General features: G+C 62.8%; 17 protein-coding genes. 10 read left to right on the top strand and 7 right to left on the bottom strand.

The genetic code is table 11. The features are described 5' to 3' along the window. Positions 1-7 precede the first annotated feature (7 nt). The 4 genes from V3587_RS12145 to V3587_RS12130 form a co-directional block, all read right to left on the bottom strand. Positions 8-484 (bottom strand): GNAT family N-acetyltransferase, encoded by a 477-nt coding sequence (locus V3587_RS12145; RefSeq protein ID WP_283376463.1) that lies wholly within the window; start codon positions 482-484, stop codon positions 8-10. 2 nt (positions 485-486) lie between these two features. Beyond that, the gene (locus tag V3587_RS12140; RefSeq protein ID WP_283376464.1) at positions 487-2,481 is read right to left on the bottom strand and encodes a TerD family protein; all 1,995 of its coding nucleotides are present in this window, start codon (positions 2,479-2,481) and stop codon (positions 487-489) included. Positions 2,482-2,709: 228 nt separating this feature from the next. After that, on the bottom strand, positions 2,710-3,831 hold the full coding sequence (locus tag V3587_RS12135; RefSeq protein WP_235171225.1) for a DUF475 domain-containing protein: 1,122 nt from the start codon (positions 3,829-3,831) through the stop codon (positions 2,710-2,712). A 137-nt stretch (positions 3,832-3,968) separates the two neighbouring features. Then, positions 3,969-4,544 (bottom strand): TerD family protein, encoded by a 576-nt coding sequence (locus V3587_RS12130; RefSeq protein ID WP_003941199.1) that lies wholly within the window; start codon positions 4,542-4,544, stop codon positions 3,969-3,971. A gap of 243 nt (positions 4,545-4,787) precedes the next feature. Here V3587_RS12130 and V3587_RS12125 point away from each other — a divergent pair, with 243 nt between their 5' ends. The 9 genes from V3587_RS12125 to V3587_RS12085 all read left to right on the top strand — a co-directional run bounded on the left by V3587_RS12125 (position 4,788) and on the right by V3587_RS12085 (position 15,040). Beyond that, on the top strand, positions 4,788-5,933 hold the full coding sequence (locus V3587_RS12125) for a hypothetical protein (protein WP_235172248.1): 1,146 nt from the start codon (positions 4,788-4,790) through the stop codon (positions 5,931-5,933). Positions 5,934-6,025: 92 nt separating this feature from the next. Next, entirely contained in the window at positions 6,026-7,183 is a 1,158-nt protein-coding gene (locus tag V3587_RS12120) for an HpcH/HpaI aldolase/citrate lyase family protein (RefSeq protein ID WP_021342746.1), read from the top strand. Next, positions 7,180-8,469, top strand: a complete 1,290-nt coding sequence (locus V3587_RS12115) for a phosphoribosyltransferase family protein (RefSeq protein WP_283376465.1) — start codon at positions 7,180-7,182, stop codon at positions 8,467-8,469. The genes V3587_RS12120 and V3587_RS12115 overlap by 4 nt, the downstream gene beginning before the upstream one ends. Beyond that, positions 8,466-9,575, top strand: coding sequence for a cysteine protease StiP family protein (locus V3587_RS12110; protein ID WP_283376466.1), 1,110 nt, complete (start codon positions 8,466-8,468; stop codon positions 9,573-9,575). The genes V3587_RS12115 and V3587_RS12110 overlap by 4 nt, the downstream gene beginning before the upstream one ends. Next, positions 9,572-10,429 (top strand): HAD family hydrolase, encoded by an 858-nt coding sequence (locus V3587_RS12105; RefSeq protein ID WP_283376467.1) that lies wholly within the window; start codon positions 9,572-9,574, stop codon positions 10,427-10,429. Before V3587_RS12110 ends, V3587_RS12105 begins: the two co-directional genes overlap by 4 nt. Positions 10,430-10,456: 27 nt before the next feature. Then, complete coding sequence (locus V3587_RS12100) at positions 10,457-11,851, top strand: TerD family protein (RefSeq protein ID WP_283376468.1); 1,395 nt, start codon at positions 10,457-10,459, stop codon at positions 11,849-11,851. 158 nt (positions 11,852-12,009) lie between these two features. Further along, entirely contained in the window at positions 12,010-12,903 is an 894-nt protein-coding gene (locus V3587_RS12095; protein WP_283376469.1) for an SGNH/GDSL hydrolase family protein, read from the top strand. Positions 12,904-12,943: 40 nt separating this feature from the next. Then, positions 12,944-14,500 (top strand): TerD family protein, encoded by a 1,557-nt coding sequence (locus tag V3587_RS12090; protein ID WP_283376470.1) that lies wholly within the window; start codon positions 12,944-12,946, stop codon positions 14,498-14,500. A gap of 84 nt (positions 14,501-14,584) precedes the next feature. Beyond that, entirely contained in the window at positions 14,585-15,040 is a 456-nt protein-coding gene (locus tag V3587_RS12085; RefSeq protein ID WP_003941110.1) for a tellurite resistance TerB family protein, read from the top strand. 54 nt (positions 15,041-15,094) lie between these two features. Here V3587_RS12085 and V3587_RS12080 read toward each other — a convergent pair whose 3' ends face one another. Then, positions 15,095-15,616: a 2-oxo-4-hydroxy-4-carboxy-5-ureidoimidazoline decarboxylase gene (locus V3587_RS12080; protein WP_200314482.1), complete on the bottom strand. Its 522-nt coding sequence runs from the start codon at positions 15,614-15,616 to the stop codon at positions 15,095-15,097. A 678-nt stretch (positions 15,617-16,294) separates the two neighbouring features. Between V3587_RS12080 and V3587_RS12075 the strand changes: the two genes are divergently transcribed. Further along, positions 16,295-17,425, top strand: coding sequence for a lipase family protein (locus V3587_RS12075; protein WP_283376471.1), 1,131 nt, complete (start codon positions 16,295-16,297; stop codon positions 17,423-17,425). A 151-nt stretch (positions 17,426-17,576) separates the two neighbouring features. Here V3587_RS12075 and V3587_RS12070 read toward each other — a convergent pair whose 3' ends face one another. After that, the gene (locus V3587_RS12070) at positions 17,577-18,116 is read right to left on the bottom strand and encodes a hypothetical protein (RefSeq protein ID WP_283376472.1); all 540 of its coding nucleotides are present in this window, start codon (positions 18,114-18,116) and stop codon (positions 17,577-17,579) included. 1,488 nt (positions 18,117-19,604) lie between these two features. Further along, complete coding sequence (locus V3587_RS12065; protein ID WP_283376473.1) at positions 19,605-21,584, bottom strand: amino acid permease; 1,980 nt, start codon at positions 21,582-21,584, stop codon at positions 19,605-19,607. Between the last annotated feature and the right edge of the window lies 1 nt (position 21,585).

Below are 21,585 nucleotides of genomic sequence, written 5' to 3'. Positions count from 1 at the left end.
TTGCCGTTCAAGCTGAGGCGGTTACGTTCGGCTTGGACAGGTAGACAACTCCGGGGATGTGGCTGGGATCCGGCGGCAATTGAGCGTAGCCGGCTCGGATGTAGAGGCGAATATTCCGCACGCTCCTGCTTCCGGTGAACAACTCGAAACTGGTGATGTGCTCGGGTGCATTCTGTTCCACGTGCTGCAAGAGGCGTCGGCCGAGGCCATTGCCCGCCAAGTCCGGCGCCACCATGAGGCGACCTATCTGCCATGCGGTTCCGTCGGCTGTGCCGCGGACGGCCCCGACGAGCCGGCCGCCGCGTCGTGCGGTCCAGACCGTCGACTCCTGAACCCAGGCTCGGACCGTGGGTAGGTCCTCGTGGAGCGGGGGTATGTCCATGCTGTTGTTCGAGATTGCTTCCGAGACCCAGCAACAGCGTTGTAGAACAAGGATTTCCGCGGCGTCCTCGTCCGTTGCGTTCTGTATGACGATCTCGTCCATTGTCAGTCTTCGTTGTCGACTTGTTCGTCGCGAGGGAGATCGGACGCTTTCGGGGCAGCGGGGACCCATTCACGGAGCGGTTGAACGGCTTCGGAGTAGAAGGTTTCGGCCGAACTGGTCACACTGTTGATGAAACTCGCAGCAGTACCCGCACGCTTGCTGCCGAGAGTGAAGGACTGCGTCAGTACAAATGAACTGAGTTGGCCGCCTTGACCGTCCGTCAACAGGCGTGGCGTTGCGCGAGCGGATGCAATGGTCTCGCACGTCGACGAGGCCGGGCCGGTGAACAACGCTTCGACCAACAAGTCGGCAGGAGCATTCTTCAACTGACGCAAAGCCCAGGTGACTCGTTTTCCCGAAGTACCTTCGTCGGGTGCAGAAACCGTCGTACTGCAGCTCACTTTGTTGGTTCTCAAATCAGCAGTAACCCGTAACTCTCCGGCTGCGTCGGGGATTCGGAGGGTGGCGCTGAAGGTGCCGTCGTTCGCCAATTCGTTGACCGTCAGCGCGGTACGCGCATCCGCATCGTTGACTACCCGTCGGGGCAACACGTGTTTGACGACGACACCGAGATCTGCGGTGAACCGCAGCGCGAGGTTCCGCGCGAGCGCGATCCACGACTGAGCGACCGCCGCTGCTTTCGGATCTCCAGGACGGAGCGTTCCGGCACTCACGGAATCGCGTATCGATACCCAGTGCCGACCCATGTCGACGAACTCCGCGGCCCCGGACTTGGGATGTTCGATGTACCGGAGAAACTCGCTGAGAATCCAACCTTGCAGTGGATTGTCGATTCCGCCGTGCGAGAGCACCATCCGTGCCTCGTGGATGACTTCTGCCCAGGAGAGATGCCGTAACGCAACTTTGGTGAGCTTGCGCTTGTCCACCTCGACGGGTAATTCGCCGGCGCCGGCAGGCAAGTCGTTGGACAGGCTGATCACGACGTCGTACTTGTTCTTCTTGGCGACGTCGAGATAGTTCTCGAGCTGCTCTCGGGTGTGGGTGCCTGCTCCAGTCTTTGCCTCGAGCAAGCCTGTCCAGAGTCGGCTTCCGCGGGCGATGCGCCACACCGCATCCGGGATCACCCGAGATTCACCTTTGACGTAGGGAACTTCGACGTATCCCTCGAACGAGCCGGCCGGTGCCCCCACACGGGACGAAACTGCCCGCGCAAACATGGGAACCGCTTGCATCGTGGAAACCAATGCCGACGTCGTTCGACGCTCTTGTTCCTCACCGGTTCCGACGCCGATCACAGAGAAGAGTCGTGCAGGTTGCCAGGCCTCGGACTCGGCGTGCTTGAATTCGGGTAGTGGGGCTTTCTTGGGCACGGGCTTCGCTGTTCGAACCCCACGCTGTCGGACGGGCTTCGTGGGCGTTGAGGGCTCGGTGACTGACGGTTCCCGTTCCGATATCGGTTGGGGTGCCTCCACCTCAGGTGGCCCAGGCTCCTCGACGGGTGCGTCCTCGCTCACGTCGACCCCGAAGTCTTCGGCGAGCCCGGCGAGGCCTGAAGCCCAACCTTGGCCGATTGCCCGAAGTTTCCACTTCCCGTTACGTCGATAGACCTGACCGAAGACGAATGCTGTTTCGGTGGACGCGTCGGCGGTGACGTACTCGGCAATAGGAGAGCCGCCGGAATCAACCAGTTGGAGCGCAAGTTTGCCGAGGTCGCCGAAGGACCCGGAGTCGACGCTGCCCACTAGAGCGATCGCGTCGACTTGATCGGGTACAGCAGCGAGGTGGACGAGGAGTCGCTCGTGCGGGCCGGATTCGGCTTCGCGGCGACCGAGGTATCGAACTGAGCCGTCAGCAGATTCCTGTTGGTTGTAGAAGACGAAGTCCGCGTCGGACCTGACTTTTCCGTCGGCGCCCAGAAGCAATGCCGAGGCATCGACACCGAATTCCGAGTTGTCCCAGGTGATCACGATGTCGATCTGATCGAGTTCGTCGGGGAGCTCGATGTTCTGGCCTTTGGACAGAAACTGGTCTTCCACGACTTTCCCCCTCATTACTGTGCACAGTCGGATTTCGCCTCTTGATTGTGCCGGGGTAGGTCGAAAATTGTGCGGTTTCGAATCCGCAGGGCAATTGTTCACCCGCAGGCTGAATTTGGCGCGCGGCTGAACAATTGGCGCGCGGCTGTGAATGCAGAGAGTTTCAATTCAGTCATAACAAACAAAACGCCCGCGACCAATTGGTCGCGGGCGTTTCGAAAAAGAACGTCAGACAGTTGCCGGAGTGTTCTCGTCCAACTTCGGATCGTCGTTCGCGATTCGCTTGTTGCGAATGAGGCTGCTGATGAAAGCAGCGCCGATCAAGAAGACACCGACCAGGCCGGTGATGATCTCGTTGATGTGAACGCCGATGGACACCATCAAGATGACGGCCAGAGCGCCGATGGCCCAGTGGGCACCGTGCTCGAGGTAGACGTAATCGGAGAGCGTGCCCTTGCGGACCAGGAAGACCGTGATGGAACGGACGAACATCGCGCCGACGAAGCCGAGGCCCAGAGCGATGATGATCGGGTCTGCCGTGATGGCGAATGCGCCGATGACGCCGTCGAACGAGAAGGACGCGTCGAGGACCTCGAGGTAGAGGAACAGGAAGAAGCCGGCCTTGCCAGTTGCCTTCGCGAGCTGCGTGGGGCCGCCGGACTTGGCGGTTTCTTCCTCTTCGCCTTCTTCCGGCAGGTTGAACAGTTCACCCAGTCCGTTGACCGCGATGTAGGTGATCATGCCCAGAACACCGGAGATCATGACGGTGGAAACCTTGTCGTCAGCAGCGAGGAAAGAACCACTGAGAACCAGGACGATGCCGGCCACGACGACGGAGAGCTGATCGAGCTTGCCGATGCGAGCGAGCGGCTTCTCCAGCCAGGACAGCCAGGTGATCTCACGCTCTTCGAAGATGAACCCGAGGAAGAGCATCAGCAGGAACATGCCACCGAAGGCAGCGATCTGCGGGTGAGCGTCGGTGAGGATGGTTTCGTAGCTCGGCTCGCCGTTGGCGAAGTACGCGGCGTCGTCCGCAGGCGGGTTCAGTGCGAGGTCGAGTGCAGCTACGGGTCCGAGACCGGATGCAGCCCAGACGATCACGAGCGGGAACACCAGACGCATACCGAAGACGGCGATGATGACGCCGATGGTGAGGAAGATCTTCTGCCAGAATTCACTCATTCTTTGCAGAACAGTGGCGTTGATGACGGCGTTGTCGAAGGAAAGCGAGATTTCCAGAATCGACAGGATGATGACGAGGAACAGTGCCTCGGGTCCGCCGTAGATGAACGCAACGATCATCGCGAGGATCGAAATTGCGATGGATAAACCGAATATTCGCAGTACCACGGAGCGTGGCCCTTTCTAGTTGGTCAATGCAGAGTGGTTACTGCAAGCGGTCTCTCACCGCATCCGAACGTGAAAACGGGGAGGGTTCCACAGACTACTGCGGAACCTTCCCCGAGTCAGCTCGTCGAGAGCGAAGATCAGACGTTGACGCCGTAATCGCGCGCGATGCCCGCGAGGCCGGACGCGTAGCCCTGGCCGATTGCGCGGAACTTCCACTCTGCACCGTTGCGGTACAGCTCACCGAAGACCATGGCGGTCTCGGTGGAAGCGTCCTCGGAGAGGTCGTAACGAGCGAGTTCGTTGCCGTTCGACTTGTCGACGACGCGGATGTACGCGTTGCGGACCTGGCCGAAGGACTGCGAGCGAGCTTCTGCGTCGTAGATCGAGACGGGGAAGACAACGCTCTCGACCTCGGCGGGAACCGCTGCGAGGTTCACGTCGATCTGCTCGTCGTCGCCTTCGCCTTCGCCGTCCGTGTTGTCACCCTTGTGCTCGATCGAGCCGTCGGGCGAACGGAGGTTGTTGAAGAAGATGAAGTGCTGGTCGGAGAGGACCTTCTTGTTCGAGCCTGCGCCGATCGCGCTGGCGTCGAGGTCGAAAGCAGCTCCGGTGGTGGAACGCGCGTCCCAGCCCAGGCCGACGACCACTGCAGTCAGGTTCGGGGCCTCCTTCGTGAGAGAGACATTGCCGCCTTTGGTCAAGCTGACGCCCATTCAGGGGTCCTTTCAAGAGGAGAGACAAGGCCCACTACGACGCGAAGTCGTCTTGGGAGTGTGTTTACCTCCACCACCCTAACCGCAGTTCCGGTGTGTTCGCCGTAACAGCAGAATTACGAACCGAGAAGCGAAGTGCTGGACCCGTAGGATTCAATCGTGGTGGGAAGATGGTCGGAGCGCTTCAATCGGGGGGCAAGAGTGGGGGAGTCGGTCAGTCGTGCGCGGGAGGCGCAGACGGCCATGGTTTCGGCGTTCCTCGACATGGACAAGCGGCAGACCATCGCGTCGGCAGCAGTCGACGCTTCCGCCGAGCTGTACCCCGAGCGCGGGCTGCGCGCCGCGTGGGAACCCGTTCGAGATCGGTGCTTCCAGGCTGCGTCGGACTACCTCGACACATCCGAGCGCTACGGCAACGATCAGGTACTTCACCAGAACCCGAACGGTGCTCGGGCGGCGTTCGAGAAGTCGGTAGCTGCACTTGTCGAGGCAGCGCAGGGCGTCGACGCCTTCTACAACGGACATCGAGCGCATCTCGAGCAGGCGACGGTCACGATGTCCGCCATTCCCGTTCTCGGCCAACAGGCCCGAACCCTGGCGAACGCCGCCCGGGAGAAACTTGGTGCCACTGATCAGCGCTATCGCGAGTACCCGTCGGTGGTGACGGCCTCAGAACACCTCGACGACGCGGTTGCAGCGCTCGACAATGCGCGATCCTCCGGTCGCGCCGACGCAGTCCGCACGCGGGCCGAGAGTGTCCGCGAAGCGGTATCGGCGCTCGAGGAAGCATTGGCAGACGCCCCGTCGACCCAGCACCGTGCAGAGATGACGATCTCCTCGGTCTCGACCAGGTTGTCGGCAGTGCGCACACGAGTGGACCGGCTGGATCCGGCGTACTCCGCATTGCTGCGCGAGTTCAACGCCGCGAGTTCAGCTGACCTCGTCGACAACAGCAGTCGCAGCCGAGCGCACATCGATCAGGCTGACATCGATCTCAAGGAAGCGAAGCAGTCGTTGGCTGCGGGAAACCCCGAACACGCACTGGCTTTGATGGCCGAAGCACGTGTTCACCTCGCCGACGCCGAAGCGTGCGCCGATGCCGTGACGGACCGTCTCGCTACTCTGCGTGCAGTTCGGGCAGATCCGAGCGAAAAGGAACGCGAGGTTCGTTTCCGGCTGAAAGACGCCCAGATGTTCGCTGTTAACCAAGGGTTGGTGGCGGAGTGGGGTTCTGTACTCGATGCTCAACTAGCAAGGATCGAGCGAGCGAGTGCGTCACTGTCGGGAACTCATCCGGACTACTGGTCGTATGTATTACAGCTGGACTCGGTATCGACGTTCATCACCGAAGTTGTCGAGAAGATGCGGGCGCGAGCCGGCAAAAACTGAATGGTCGGGCCGATCGGGGGATCGGAGTAGCTCGACGCGTTGTCACAGGGGGTCGTTTCATGGACTTGATTGCGGTTACAGAGAGAAGAGAAATGCAGCACTTTCAACATCTCGAGGACGACGTGCGGGAGCAACTGTTCCTGCATGCGCCTCGGTCGTTCGCGGATTCCGACGAGAGGGATCTGCTCGCGATTGCTCTGGGTGCAACTCTCTACGTTCCGGCCACCCGCGCCGGGTTGGCCGACATCGTGGTCAAGCGAGCGTCCGAGGGCGTCAGCTCGATGGTGCTCGATCTCGAAGACGCCGTCGCTGATCACGAGGTCGAATCGGCGCGGGCTAACGCGGTTGACGCTCTCGACAAGATCGCGTCGACCGACGCCGTCGGCATGTTGCTGTTCGTGCGGGTCCGTGAGGTCGCGGACATCCACAAGGTCGCCGCGTCGTTGACCGAGGGGCGTGCCGCGCTCACCGGGTTCGTCATCCCCAAGTTCGGCAGCGAGTCCGGCCCCGTGTTTCTCGACGCCGTCGCGGACGCGTCCGAGCTGCTCGGTAAGCATCTCTACGCGATGCCGGTACTCGAATCACCCGCGCTGGTTCACCGCGATACACGTGATCTCGAATTGCGCACCATCAGTGGAATTCTCGCGCAACACCGCGAGCGCATTCTTGCCGTCCGCATCGGCGCCACCGACATGTGCAGCACCTTCGGCATCCGTCGTGACCGCGATCTGACCATCTACGACGTGCGCGTGGTGGTCGACGTCATCGCCGACATCGTCAACTACCTCGGCCGCGCCGACGGTTCGGGTTTTGTCATCACCGGGCCGGTGTGGGAGTACTTCGCCGATCACGAACGCATGTTCCGGCCGATGCTGCGCGCCACCCCGTTCGAGGAACACGACGCCGTCCGGTTCCGTCAGCACCTCGTCAGCCGCGACCTCGACGGCCTGCTCCGTGAGATCGCGCTGGACCGAGCCAACGGAATCCAAGGCAAGACGGTCATCCACCCGTCGCACGTCGCGGCGGTCAATGCTCTCTCTGCGGTCACGCACGAGGAGTACCACGATGCCCTCGACATTCTCGGTGCCGACGCCGGGGGAGTGCAGGCGTCCGGATACCGGAACAAGATGAACGAGATGAAGCCGCACCGCAATTGGGCCCATCAGACTGCGCTCCGCGCTCACGTGTTCGGTGTGACCAACAAGGGCATCACGTTCGTCGAGTTGCTGACGGCGTTGGTCGATCGATGACAGAGGTTGTCCAGTCCAGGGACGTCCCCTGGGCTACCGCAGAATTCGGCTTGGGCCTCGTTCACGGCGATTCGTCACTCGGGCATTCGGTGCCCGATCTGGTGATTCCGGGACTTCGGCGGAATCCGCGTCGCGCTCACCTGCTGGTCTCCACGGTGCTGGGAAAGCACGTACCTACCGAGCCGTCCGTTGTCATCGGCGCTGCCGACGACCTCGGTGACTTGGTGCGGACCGCTCTCGGTGACGGCGTCGACGTCGTCGTGCTCGGGTTTGCCGAAACTGCAACAGGTTTGGGCCACTGCGTCGCGGCTCGTCTGCACGCTCACTGCTACCTGCACTCGACTCGTCGCGACGTACCCGGTGCCACGACGCTCGCCGGATTCGAGGAGGGACACTCGCACGCCACGAGTCATCTGATGCAGCCGACGTCCGCCGAACTGTTCGAGAACGACCTGCCGCTGGTCCTCGTCGACGACGAGATCTCCACCGGCGCAACCGCGATCGACGCCATCCGGGCGCTGCACGGGCAATGCCCGCGAAGCCGTTACGTCGTGGCCTCGCTGGTGGACATGAGGACCGAGGAACACCGAGCCGCCAGCGAAGCCGCGGCGGCAGAGTTGGGCGTGCGGATCGACTACGTCTCTCTCGCTTCGGGTTCGACGGTCCTGCCCGACGGCCTGACCGAGCGCGTCACGGCCCTGGATGCTCCGGATCTCAATCCGATCGGCGATCGTCGAGGCTCCTTGGCTCGAGTGGATCTGCCATGGCCCGCACACGTCCCCGACGGTGGCCGGCACGGTTTTCTCGATGGCGACACCGAGGCATTCGAGTCCGCCGTCGAGGCGGCGGTGTCCATCCTCGGAACATCGATCGACCCGTCGCGTGCTGTGATCGTGATCGGTCACGAAGAGTTGATGTACCTGCCACTGCGCATCGCTGCGGGCTTGGAAAGCGTTGGGCGAGCAGTTCGGTACCAGACCACAACTCGCTCACCCGCCTACGTCGTCGACCTGCCGGGATACCCGCTGCGTCGTGGGTTCACCTTTCCGGCACCGGAACTGGGTGAGAACGAGCCTCGATACGTGTACAACGCGCAGTGGCCTGATGCGGCGGTCGAAGCCCTTGCATTGCTGGTCGTCGACGAGCCCGCCGACACCGATCGGTTGACGGCGATGGACGGAGTGGTCGAGGTGTTGCGGAACTCCGGCACCGACGTCCTGGTCGCCACCGTTCGCGGGGCCGATCCGTCGGCGCTGCGAGATTCCAGAGCAGGAGGCTCGTCATGAACGAACCATTGGTCGGACCCGATTTCGGTTCGTACGCGCCGGGCGAAGTGAAGTGGCTGCTCAAGGATCTTTCGCACGTGGATCTCGAAGCGGATGTATCCGTGCGCGAGAAGCGTATTCAGTCGGGTGAGGCGCACTATGCCGAGTCTCTTCCCATCGAGTACCAACCCGATCAGGCATATCGGGATCTGTTCGAGACGGTGCTCGCCGAGAGCGCCCCACGGTTGGCGCGCGCTGTCGGGACCGTCATGGACCTGGTGCTGGCCGAGCGCGGAAGTGACATCACGCTGGTCTCACTCGCCCGGGCCGGAACACCGATCGGGATTCTGATGCGGCGCTGGGCCCAGCAGACTCGAGGGTTGACGCTGCCGCACTACGCAGTGTCCATCGTCCGCGGAAAGGGCATCGATTCCGTCGCACTCGATTATCTTGCGCACCATCATGACTCGGAGAACGTCGTCTTCGTCGACGGCTGGACGGGTAAGGGTGCGATCGCCCGCGAACTCGACGCGGCGTTGACTGAGTACCACGAGGCGGGCGGCGCAAAGTTCGACTCCGATCTGGCTGTTCTCGCGGACCCCGGCCACTGTGTGCGAACGTACGGAACCCGCGACGACTTCCTGATCGCGTCGGCATGCCTCAATTCGACGGTGTCCGGGTTGGTCTCACGAACAGTCCTCAACGACAACCTCATCGGGCCGGGCGATTTCCACGGCGCCAAGTTCTACGCAGATCTGGCCGACGTCGACGTCTCCAACAGGTTGCTCGACGTGGTCTCGGCCGAGTTCGATTCGGTTCGCGGCGACGCAGCGGATTCTCTTGCCGTAGTGCTCGATTCCGATCGGACGCCGACCTGGGCCGGCTGGGAATCGGTGGAGAAGGTGCAAGCCGAGTACGGGATCTCGACGGTCAACTTCGTCAAACCCGGTGTCGGAGAAACAACCAGGGTGCTGCTGCGCCGGCTCCCGTGGAAGGTTCTGGTGCGCGAACTCGAAGCCCCGGAGCATGCACATATCCGGTTGTTGGCGCAGGCACGTGGGGTTCCGGTCGAGGAAGTACCCGACCTCGCCTACTCGTGTGTCGGCCTGATCAAGGACATCACGTGAGCCGTGCGGACACCGCTGCGTCTCAGGTTCTGATCGCCACGGATCTGGACCGCACGATGATCTATTCACAGGCCGCGATCGGCGGTGATCCCAGTGGCTCTGACCTGGATTCGGCGCCGAGCCCCTTGTGCGTCGAGTACTACAACGGCGGTCCGCTCTCACACATGAGCGTCGAATCGATCGAACTGCTGACCGCGCTGAGCTCGCGGGTTCCGGTGATTCCGACAACGACCCGGACCATCGCACAGTTTCAGCGGATCGATCTTCCCGGCGGACCGTGGAAGTACGCGATCACGAGCAACGGCGGAAACATCCTGGTGGACGGCGAAGCCGATCGCGAGTGGCGAAACGAGATCGACCGTTCCACCCGCAAGGCCGGCGCCAAGTTGCCGCAGGTTCAGGCGGAACTGGAATCGCGCATCGACTCGAGTTGGGTCAGCTCCATTCGTGTTGCCGACGATCTGTTTCCGTACCTGGTCGTAGATCTGGCCGTGATGCCGAGTGAATTCGAGACCGAATGGAATCACTGGTGTGTGGCGCGGGGCTGGAACGTCTCTCGTCAAGGCCGGAAGATCTACACGATGCCCGACGCGGTCTCGAAGTCACGCGCACTGGCAGAGGTGCGCCGCAGATTGGTCGAGTCGGGTGATCTGGATCAGTCCGCCGTGGTGATCTCGGCTGGTGACGGTGCGTTGGATGCGGACATGCTCGAATACTCCGATTTCGCGATCCGGCCGAGGCACGGTGAGCTGGAAGAACTGAATTGGCAACGGCCGACCGTTACTGTGACAGAAAGGTCCGGTATCGCAGCGAGCGCGGAGATATTGCGGTGGTTCTCTTCCGCGCTCGGGTAATACACGCTCTCTATGAAGGGGATTTAGTTGTCTGTATCGCTTGCCAAAGGGCAGAACGGCCCGCTGGACGTCTCGGATGTAGTTGTGTCGGTTCAGTTGGCTGCAGCCGCTGACCTTTCTGCACTCCTCGTGACGAGCAACGGAAAAGTTCGTTCCGACGCCGACTTCGTCTTCTTCAACCAGCCGACCGGACCCGGCGTGCAATTGGTGCCCAACGCGGGTGGCATTGCCTCACTCCGAGTCTCGCTCGCCGGCGTCCCGGCAGACATCGAGCAAGTCCGCGCCGTCATCACGCTCGACGACGCGTCGTCGAACTTCGGGCGCACTGCTGCACCGACCGCTCGGGTCTCCGACGCGGCCGGGAACGTGTTGTACGAGTACGTGATCGACGGCCTCACCGCCGAGTCGATCGTCATCGCGCTCGAGGTGTACCGACGCCAGGGTGCGTGGAAGGTGCGCGCCGTCGGCCAGGGTTACGCCGGTGGATTTGCCGCGCTGGTCACCGATCACGGTGTGTCCGTCGACGATGCTCCCGCGCCGCCGCCGCCCACTCCGGTCGCGGCTCCGGCTCCGATCGCCCCGCCGTCGTCCGTCGCTCCTACACCGCCGGCATACAACCAGCCGCCGCAGCAGCAGCCCTCGTACAACGCTCCGCCGGTTCCGCCGGCCCCGCCCGCGTACAACCAGCCGCCCGCCTACAACCAGGGCCCGACGCCGCCGGCCTACCCGCCGGCGCAGCAGCCTGCGTACAACCAGCAGCCGACGTACAACCAGGCGCCCCCGGCGCCTCCCGTGCAGAACCAGCCGCCGGCCCAGCAGCCCGAGGTGAGCCTGGTCAAGGGACGTCCTGTCAGCCTGACCAAGGGCCAGAAGGTCACCCTCCGCAAGGAAGGTGGTGTCGCGCTCACCATGATCCAGATGGGGCTCGGCTGGGACCCGATCAAGAAGAGCGGCCTGTTCGGCAGCCGTACCGCCGACGTCGACCTCGACGCTTCGGCTCTCCTGTACGCCGACGGCAACCTCGTCGACGTCTGTTACTACGGTCAGCTGACGTCCAAGGACGGCTCGGTCCGTCACATGGGTGACAACCTGACAGGCGACGGAGATGGTGACGACGAGGTCATGCTCGTCGATCTGCAGCGCGTCCCGGCTCACGTGACCACCGTGATCTTCACCGTGACCTCGTACCGCGGACACACGTTCGAGCAGGTTTCCAACGCTTTCTGCCGCCTCGTGGACAGCACCACCAACTCCGAGCTCGCTCGATACACGCTCCAGGGCGGCATGGCCTTCACCGGAATGGTGATGGCAAAGGTGTATCGCGTGAACGGTGAATGGAAGCTGCAGGCCATCGGTGAAGGTATTCAGGCCAAGCATGCGGGAGAAGCTGCGCCGCAGCTGGGCCGTTTCCTCACTGTGTGAGTCGAGACTGCACAGTCGAGATGAATCCGGTTCGGCGGTAGGTGGTTTCGATCGCCGTCCGCCGAACCGGACATCGTTGTCCACTCCGTGCGTTAACCTCATGCGGCATGTCGAGCCGTCAGTCGAGCGGCCGTGCGCGAGAGGACTTGGCACAGTAGATGATCATTCGAGGGAAACTTCTCGGTCGTGCGGCGGCTGTCGCAGGCGTTGTGCTGGCGCTCGTGAGCACCGGAATCGCGCAGGCTTCGGTGCCCCAGTCGGCACCGCCGTCAGGATTTTCCGAGACCGGGATCAAGTACGTCGCCCTCGGTGACTCCCGTGCCTCCGGCCCACGGCTGGAACCGATGTACCCCGACGCCTGCTCGCGCTCGTACGAGAACTTCGCGGGCAAGATCTCTCGGGCACTCGAGGTCGCCGAGTTCGCCGACGTCTCTTGCAGCGCGGCCCGCGCCGAGAACATCATCGACACCCCACAGTTGATTCCGAACTACTGGCCGGTCCAACTCGACGCCGTGCACCCGGACACCGACCTGATCACCATCTCGATCGGCGGCAACGACTCCAACAGCATTTTCCTCGGGCCCCTGTGCGTCGCTCCGGGACCAGGAACTGATCGTGGATGTCGGTACGACCCGCTCGCGAATTCCGTCGCCCAGTCCGGAATCGACCGGGCTGCCGGAGAATTGGATCGCATCCTGACCGCGGTCACGCAGCGCGCGCCCAACGCTCGCATCTACCTGATCGGTGAGGGCGGCATGATCTCCGCTCGGGGTTGCTGGCCGAACATTCCGTTCTCCGACGCCGACGCGGCCTGGTTCATGGACTACTTCGCGCGCTACAACACGAAGTTCGACGAGGTCGCTCACGCCCACGGTGTGCGCACTGCCGACATTGCGGCGGCGAGCATCGCCGCCGGGCACGACGCGTGCGCGAGTGCAGATCAGCGTTGGTTCGAAGGCCTGTTCTCGGAGTCGACGGCGCAGCGCTTGCACTTCACGGATGCCGGGATGACCGCGGTGGCCGATCTAGTCGTGGCGGACCTGCAAGGCTGACCGAGAGTGCCCGGTCATGGCATAGTTCGCTGCTGTGGGTATGACTTTTGTTCCCGGACAGAACGCGCCGCTGCAGGCGCCCGTGGTGACGTTTCGAGCCGAGAGCCAGACGCCGTTCGACGTGTCGGCGCTGGTAGCGGACGCGAACCTGAGGGCATTGACGTCCGCGGACTTCGTGTTCTACAACCAACCGTCCACCGCTGGAGTGCAACTCGATCAGAGCGGCATCCGGGTGGAACTCGATCGACTCCACCCCGATGCCGCTGCCGTGTTGTGCATCGTGAGCGTGGATCCGGCCGCGACGGCCGCGGGCGCCTTTCGCACGGCCGGGCTCTCCGCCACCCTGAGCGATCAATCCGGTTCGGTCCTGGCCGAATTCGCGATCCCCACCGCAGGTACCGAGACAGCGGTCATCTGCTGGGAGCTGTACCGAAAGTCCGGTGCGTGGAAGATCCGGGCCGTAGGGCAGGGCTACGCGGGTGGTCTGGCGGAACTGATCTCGGTGCACGGCGTCGAGGTGGACGACGAGCCGGCCCAACCAGCCCCAACAGCTGCGCCCGCGTCGGACTCCGCGGTGGAGCCGTTGGAGGTGGGCCGCGGTCTCGAACGTGCATGGATGATCTTCGAGGACGCCTCACGATCTGCCGCTTCCTTCGTCTCCAGCAGTGAGTACGCGCTGGCTCGGCTGGACGAAGATCTGACAGCAGCCGTCGCAGATCCGTCGTTGCGGAACTCGGCAGCCGGAGTGGCAGCGCGTGATGCCGCACAGAAGCGTCACGACGACCTCGTCTCACTCGCACGGGACAACCACGCCCGCGACAGCGCCCAGCTTGCGCACGAACTCGGCGTGATCGACGGCGTGCTCCCACGGTCGATGGCGTCGTGGAAGTCGGTGTCGTGGGCGGGAACAACCGATCCGGCCCAGATCACGGCCGTCAGCGACGGAATGCGTCTGGGCGAGCTGTCGGCTCCGGACCGCGGCACGCTCACCGTTCCCTACTGCGTCCCGCTCCCACTGCGTCGGCCCATCTGGGTGGACAGTACGTCGAGCAAAGCAGCGCTCGGTCTGATCAGTGCCGTCACCGTGCGCGTCATGGCAGCAGGCCCGATGCCGCTACTCGACGTCGTCGACCTGACCGGCTCGCTCACGCCACTGACCGACCGACTGGCACCGATGCTCGCGGGGCCGGTCATCACCGCTCACACCGAGATCTCAGCGCGTCTGCGGGCACTCGCCGAAGCCGTCGACATGGGCGAACTCGCGCGAATGAGTGGCGTCGCAGATGGCCCGAGTTCCCTACGACTGTTGATCCTCAGCGATTTCCCGCACGGATACTCCGCCGAAGACGCACAGACCGTCATGTTCCTCGCCGAACGGGGACCCGCAATCGGTTTGTCGATACTGATTGTCGGAGAGGACGAGTCGAACTTCGCGGAAGAGTCCGTCGCCGCGCTGTCCGAGGGTTGCCAACACCTTTCGGCAGCAGGGCAGACGGAGGTTCACGATCCGTGGACCCGCACGCAATGGCACTTCACCCCGGACGTGCTCGACCCGATCTCCGAGTCGCGAATTCTGACAGTGTTCGACCGCACCTAGCGGCCGATGGCGGATTGCCGAGCGCACAGGCAGAGTGGTGGTACGACCACGCGCGGTGTGTGGCGGCAATACTCGAGGAGACTCATGGCATTCTGGGATCAGTTGAAGGCTAAGGCTCAGGAGATGAACGGCCAGCTCAAGACAAAGACCAGCCAGTTCCAGAACAAGGAATTCAAGAACGCGAGCATGGCAATGTGCGCGTTGATCGCCGCCGCAGACGGTTCGATCGATCCGTCGGAGCGTCAGAAGACCGCCGCGCTGATCATGAGCAACGAGTCGCTCGCGGTCTTCCCACCGGACGAGCTTCGTGAGCAGTTCGACTGGTACTGCAGCAAGCTGTCCTCGGACTACGAGTTCGGCAAGGTCGAGGCAACGGCAACCATCGCGAAGCTCAAGTCGAAGCAGGATCAGGCCCGGGCGGTCATCCAGATCGGCATCATCATCGGCGGCGCAGACGGCAACTTCGACGAGCACGAGCGCGGCGTCGTACGCGACATGTGTTTTGCAGTCGGAATCTCTCCGGCCGAGTTCGATCTCTGATCTTCAGAGCACGAAAGCGGGTGCAGCGCGAAAGCGCTGCACCCGCTTTTCTTTTCAGTACTCGGGATAACCGTCCTCGGGTCCCAGCATCCGCTCGATCCTCGTCCGCGTGATCTTGGCGAGCTCGTCGACGCAGACCTTTCGCTCGACGGACCGCTCGTTGGACATGCGCTGGCCGATGTTCGCGAGCAGGTCGTCGGCGTCGTGGCCGTGCGAACACCACAGATACCGGAAGCCGAAGTTCCGCTCGTACTCCTCGCCGGCGCGATAGATGGTTGCCATGACGACGTCGTCCGGAACCCAGATCGAGCATTGCTCGAGGTGGGACGGCACGCTGTTCTTGCGCACGCCTACGGGTGGATGGCACTGCAATGCTCGCTCGACGTCCTCGTCCGAAAGATTGAGAATCGCGTCCTCGGCTCGCGAGAGGATCTCCGCGTGATCGGCGAACGGACGTCCGTCGCTGACCCACCCGGCCCACGTCAGAGAGCAGCAGCACTCGAACAATGCGTGAACCGCCTTCTGTCGCGGTAATTCGTTGAAGCGCTCCAACCCGATCGATTGATGTAGCAGCATGTGACCTCCCGGCCCGTTGTGCCTTCAGGCGCGCTCGACATGCCGCGCGGTAACCAGATGCGCGGCCAATTCGATAATCCGCCGCTTCACCTGGGAAAGGAAGGTTTGCTCACCGAGTTTTCAGGTTCTTAACGCGGCGTAACGAGCTGACCCACACAACGCAGGAACCCCACGGGCGGCAACCGGGGCGTATCCAGCTAGGCGCTTTGCTCGCAGCTCTCGCGGTTGCGATTGGCGGCGATTTGTCCCGCTGGTGACATCGATTTGATTCTAAGTCGACCCAGCGGATAGCTGGCCAGGCTCTCTAATCGCGCGCAATTCGGGAGTCAGTGTCAATCTTCGAAGTTCGTGATTTGGCTGTGGAATGTCCAGTTGCCGACGTCTCGGTGTGCACAGAGTTCACTCAGAAGTGAGTGCGTCCGCTAGCTGATGTAATTGCCTCCGTGTCTCAGCCTTTCGTGCTGCACGAGACCAAACCTAAGCGCACGGCACTCGTTTCAAGAACCTTCTGCCGATCAGGGAGTTTGGCTGGTCCAAGGGAGAAGCCCGAGGTGGCTATCCAGCCCACGACTTCCCGTATTCGCGGCACCCGAAGATAGTCGAACCCGTACGCCGGCGCCGCCGGTTCGCGCAGAATGGAAGTCGGCGCAGACACCGACGAACCACGGGAGCGATGCGATGATCCGACGACGGCTCGGCCAAGCATTGATGGTGATCGCGCTCGCCTCCGCGGCCGTCTCGACCGCGCCCGTCCACGCGCAGGAACCGGCGCCAATCACGACGCCGGGCACAGTGACCGCGGCAACTTCCCTGCCGCACTCCTTCTGGATTCCCGGCGCCGCCAACGCATCAAAGCTCACGTACTGGTCCACGGGACCGCTGAACCAACCCGCGTTGAGTACGGGCGCGCTCTTCCTGCCCCCCGGCGATCCACCCGAAGGCGGTTGGCCGGTCATCTCGTGGGCTCACGGCACTGTAGGTATTTCCGACCAGTGCGCTCCCACCGTGACCGGGACCGTCGGCAGTCCATACCTCACGAACTGGCTCTCGCAGGGCTACGTGATCGTCGCGACCGACTACGTGGGGCTCGGCACGCCGGGAACCCACGCGTACCTGGACGGACCGTCGGCGGCGCACAGCGTGATCGACATGGTGCGTGCCGCGCGTGCGGTCGAACCGTCGCTCTCACCGCGGTGGTTGGCACTCGGACAGTCTCAGGGCGGGCAGGCCGCTATGGTCACGGCAGCGATCGCCACACGGTACGCACCCGAATTGGACTACCGGGGCGCGGTCGCGACCGGGGCGCCGTCCAATCTGGAGAACCTTGCACCACTTGTGGGGCCGGACTTTCCCCGCTTGCCACTGACCGGCAGCACCGTGTTCGTCTCGTACCTCTTGGCCGGACTGCGGGCGGCGCGACCCGATCTCGACATCGATCGCTACCTGACACCGCGCGGCACGGATGCCCTGGCCCGAGCCGAAACCGACTGCTACCAGGACATGGCATCGGGCCTCGGCGACCTCACGATCGGCGATCTGGTGAACCGGCCCCTCGACGATCCCGCGGTGCTGGCTGCTGCTCGCGGCATGCTGGAGATCCCGACGACCGGGTACGACCGGCCAGTGTTCCTCGGGCAGGGGCTGACGGACGAGATGGTACCGGCGCCGCTGGCTTTGAAACTCGCGGCCGAACTCGCCGCCAACCGCCAGCCAGTTACATTCCGAACATATCCGACCGGTCATATCGAGACGATGCGGGCAGCGCTCCCCGAAAGCCTCTCCTTCGCCTCGAACCTCTTCCAGCCGTAGGTTAATTCATGCGTTTGTCGCATGGCTGGCAGGGGTAACTGTGCGAGTCACCGATAGCAGCGGAAACAACCTCGTCGAAATCGACATGCTCGTGACCGCGGACGCCATCACCGAATTGCCGGCGACCTAGGGATCCGGCCAAGGCTTCGGGTCAGGTCCGCTTGCCGCTCGCGATCTCGTCGGAGAGCTGCTGCACGTGGGCGGGGTCCGCGTCCCGGGCAAGGGCGACGTAGTGGTCCATGACGGCCGGCCGGTAGCGCACGGGCAACGTCTGTCCTGGGGCGAGTCGTGTCAGCTCGGTGATCGTGAGGTCTTCGTCTGCGATACCGCGGAACGAGATGCCGTCGACGGTCTCCACGTCGAACATCAGGACGACGCGTGGACTGCCGTCGCTGCTGACCTCTCGCCAGTCGACGAGAACGCCGAGTGCAAGTGCCGCCGTACGCAGTTCGGCATTTCGCTTGCGTGCACCACTGCTCAGGAGAGGATTCGGGGCGACGCCCGGGAAGTCGGGCCCGACGCCGAGCGATTCCCGACTCAGGTCAGGCCGGAGCTTCGACATCACATCGTCGAGCGTCATCTTCGAATCGTGGCGCTTCTTCTTCCAGCCGAACATCCTGCCCTCCCTCACTACGGTGCCGGAATCTCGGCCTGGCGCTTCGCTTTGACCGCGATTGTATGTCGCGGTCATTCCAGATCTCCGTCGCATCGTCCCGTCGCGATGGGGTCGCCGTCTGCGGTCGTGGACGGGCTCGGTCAGTGCACCTGTCTGTCGCACGAGCCACAGACCAGGAACCCTTGTCGGTTGGATCATCTACTGCATCCGCTTGCTCGGCGGTCCGGCCACCTGCGGTGTCCTCGCGGAGAGAAATTCGCCTCGCTCCGCCATGACTTTTCCGCAGCACTGGCAGGCCACGATCGAGCGCTACGGCACCACGCCCGAACAGGCCTGCGCGTGGGCAATTTGGATAAAACTAAGCACCGCAACAAAACCCGACGCCATTCGAGATTCGACCGACTACCAAACCCGTCGCTCCGGAGCGAAAATAACTAGCCGACCTCGACACCGCGAAGTTTCACATCCACTGGAGCCCTTCTGAGACACGTTGCGATTCGGCAACTGTTGAAATCGATTTCGCTCCGGAGCCGTTTTCTGTCGTGGTTGTCGACGCCGTCGATGGCGGCGTCGAAGTCCCCTATGGCATCTCCGATGGATATACATCCAACCCTGGGTCAGCTTCGCCGGAAAGTCGAGTATGGTCCGGTCATGGGCCGACTCACAGAACTACTCAAGTCCGTAAGATCACTCGGATCACGCAAAGACACCGCCGCCAAGCAGGAAAAACGCGCACTGGATCGGTGGGAAAACGAAGGCGGCCCTGTCGCAGAGGATCCACGACAACGCTGACCCCGGACGAGTGCCAGCGCGCCTGGACCGATCAACCCAGCCAGAATGGGCCGCAACTACCCGATCGGCGCCGGCAGCGCAGACCTCTACGCACACGGAAGTGCAACAGACGTTTTCGACGGCTGAGTTCGGTCGCACTACGTCGTGGGCAGTGACGAATCCCCGTGGTGACCAGTGGCTATGACGACCACCTGAACAACAGCGTCTTCAGGCATCTCGGGGTAGTAGTTGACCCGGAGTTGTCTTGCGAAATTCGTCATGTCGGTACCGGGTGGCTGGCGAGCTGCTAGCGGCGACAGATGAGCGAGATCGTACGTTTCTACAGCGGTGACCTGTCCTGCAAGGGGCGGGCGGTCGTGTGATTATCGAAGATGAAAATTGCCGGCCCTTCGTGTATGTCTTCGCGCCAGCGGACGGTGGAAACTTTCGCGCCAGAAACCACTGCCGTGTAATGCTTCTGATCAAAGTGCACGGTTTGAGCAGGAGCGCAGGTCGTCATGTTCGCATTGTCCACTAAGCGTCTGCTCCGGACCATAGATCGAACGAAGAATCGCGTTCAACCACTCCCCGCCCCGGTAAGCCCGTCCTGCTCCCAACTGCTTGTCACTGATATTCGCCGACTTCCGAGGCTGCAGATGTTCACCGGATGCGTTCTCGCAGGATGCTCGAACCTCGTGGCCGAGGTCGGTTGTGCCCGAAGCAATCAACAATGCTGGCCGTGCGATCAACTCCGCATCTGTACCCGCGTGAGCGGTCAAGGGGAGTGCCGTGTCAACCGACGTGGACGTGGGGCCGTCGGGACTGATCGGGTTCGGCGCGACGTAGAACCTCACGGGTCACCGGAGCCGTCTCACCCTCACCGATGAAGAGGAATCGGAGCAGGTACATGATCGGGTTTCCCTCCGTCCACTCGAAGTAGACGTCGGGAATCACGCCGGTGATGTCCCTCGTCCGCAGGAGAACCGCCGCAATGGTGTTGGGGACGGCAGGGCTGTCGACCCAGAGAATCCGGTGCTCGCCGCGCTGTCGTCCGTGGACGAGGAGGTCGGTGCTGAATTCGGAGGAGTCCGTGACGTTGACTTCGATGAAGATGATCGACTCCGCCTCCGGGATGTTGCTTTCGGCGCGCTGCTGCGATTCCTTCTGCCGATACTCGTCCTCGTCGAGACGGTCGACGTCGTGCGCCACCATCGCGAGGTAACCCTTCTCGGCTGCCTCGGCGATGAATTGCAGCGCCGTCTCGTCGAATTCGACGGAGGTTGCCCGTAGTTCGAAGGCTCGCGAGATCCGGGAAAGAAAGGACACCACCATGATCGCGGCGATGAAGAACGACGCCACTTTCACACCGTCCGGGCGTTCGAAAATGTTCGCGATGGTCGTGTAGACGAACAGAACCGCGACAAAACTGAATCCTACGAACAGTTTTCGTTGACCGTGCTTGCGAGCAGACAGTGCAACGGCGACGGTCGCCGACGAGATGAGCACAAGGACGCCGGTTGCGTACGCGGAACTTTGTGCGTCGACGCCGGCGTCGAAGTAGATCGTGACAGTGATGGCGATGACGCTGAACACGAGGACCAGCGGACGCACGGCGCGGGCCCACGACGGTGCCATGCCGTAGCGGGGGAGATACCTCGGAACAAGATTGAGCAACCCTGCCATTGCCGACGCACCGGCAAACCAAAGGATCAGGATCGTGCTGAGATCGTAGACGCTTCCGAAGATCTCACCCAGATAGTCGTGCGCGAGGAAGGCAAGCGCGCGGCCGTTGGCAGCGCCTCCGGGCTGGAACTCGTTCTCCGGGATCAGGATGGTGGTGACCAGGCTCGACGTCAGCAGGAATCCACTCATGATCAGTGCCGCCGTGGTGAGCAGGCGCCGTGCGCCTTTGATGCGGCCGCGTGGATTCTGTTCGGTGTCGTGTGGCTCGCCCTTGATCTGCGGCATGACCGCGACCCCGGTTTCGAAGCCGGACAGGCCGAGCGCCAACTTCGGGAAGACGATCAGCGCTATCAGGATCATCATCGCCGGATTTCCATGCTCGGTGGTCATGGCGCGCGTCCAGTCGGTGACCAACGACGGCGCAGTCGCGATGTGCCACAAACCCACGGAGATGACCACCACGTTCAAGGCGAGGTAGACGGCGACCAATCCGACCGCAATACCGATAGCTTCGGTGAAGCCGCGGAGGAATACCGCAGCGAGGAGCGCAAGCAAAACCAGGGTGACAGCGACGGTGTGTCCGGAGAGAACGGTTGGTGCAAAAGGATTCTCGGCGAGGTGTGCCGTGGCGTCGGCAGCCGAGAGCGTCATGGTGATGAGGAAATCGGTGGCCGCGAAGCCGAGAAGCACGAGAACGAAGATCTTGCCGCGCCACTTGGGCAGCAGCTTCTCGAGCATGGCGATCGAACCCTCGCCGTGCGGACTCTCGCGGGCCACTCGCCGGTAGACCGGGAGCGCACCGAACAGCGTCAGCAGGATCAATACGACTGTCGCGACGGGAGCCAACGTGCCGGCCGCCAGCGCCGCGATACCGGGTTGGTAGCCGAGAGTGGAGAAGTAATCGACACCCGTCAGGCACATCACCTTCCACCACGGGTGGCGCTTCTCCTTCTTCGGCGCCATCCGGTGTGGCCCCAGATGTCCGGCGGGTTCCTCGGTGATGTCCGCGAGCAGCCAGGCCTCGGTGCGTTGTTTCACAGACGGAACCGGGTTTTCAGCCGGGACCTCGTTGTCTGCTGCGGTCACCACG

The organism is Rhodococcus sp. IEGM 1306, from assembly GCF_036541985.1.
GTDB classification, from domain to species: Bacteria; Actinomycetota; Actinomycetes; order Mycobacteriales; family Mycobacteriaceae; genus Rhodococcus_F; species Rhodococcus_F qingshengii.
This window is presented reverse-complemented; position numbering and strand designations above follow the sequence as displayed.

What these genes read in the sequence shown, in the direction of transcription:
- V3587_RS12145 (WP_283376463.1), bottom strand. Translation starts at nt 484, where the DNA reads ATGGACGAGATCGTCATACAGAACGCAACGGACGAGGACGCCGCGGAA.
- V3587_RS12115 (WP_283376465.1), top strand. Translation starts at nt 7,180, where the DNA reads ATGACAGAGGTTGTCCAGTCCAGGGACGTCCCCTGGGCTACCGCAGAA.
- V3587_RS12125 (WP_235172248.1), top strand. Translation starts at nt 4,788, where the DNA reads ATGGTTTCGGCGTTCCTCGACATGGACAAGCGGCAGACCATCGCGTCG.
- V3587_RS12130 (WP_003941199.1), bottom strand. Translation starts at nt 4,544, where the DNA reads ATGGGCGTCAGCTTGACCAAAGGCGGCAATGTCTCTCTCACGAAGGAG.
- V3587_RS12080 (WP_200314482.1), bottom strand. Translation starts at nt 15,616, where the DNA reads ATGCTGCTACATCAATCGATCGGGTTGGAGCGCTTCAACGAATTACCG.
- V3587_RS12110 (WP_283376466.1), top strand. Translation starts at nt 8,466, where the DNA reads ATGAACGAACCATTGGTCGGACCCGATTTCGGTTCGTACGCGCCGGGC.
- V3587_RS12070 (WP_283376472.1), bottom strand. Translation starts at nt 18,116, where the DNA reads ATGACCGCGACATACAATCGCGGTCAAAGCGAAGCGCCAGGCCGAGAT.
- V3587_RS12120 (WP_021342746.1), top strand. Translation starts at nt 6,026, where the DNA reads ATGCAGCACTTTCAACATCTCGAGGACGACGTGCGGGAGCAACTGTTC.
- V3587_RS12090 (WP_283376470.1), top strand. Translation starts at nt 12,944, where the DNA reads ATGACTTTTGTTCCCGGACAGAACGCGCCGCTGCAGGCGCCCGTGGTG.
- V3587_RS12085 (WP_003941110.1), top strand. Translation starts at nt 14,585, where the DNA reads ATGGCATTCTGGGATCAGTTGAAGGCTAAGGCTCAGGAGATGAACGGC.
- V3587_RS12095 (WP_283376469.1), top strand. Translation starts at nt 12,010, where the DNA reads ATGATCATTCGAGGGAAACTTCTCGGTCGTGCGGCGGCTGTCGCAGGC.
- V3587_RS12075 (WP_283376471.1), top strand. Translation starts at nt 16,295, where the DNA reads ATGATCCGACGACGGCTCGGCCAAGCATTGATGGTGATCGCGCTCGCC.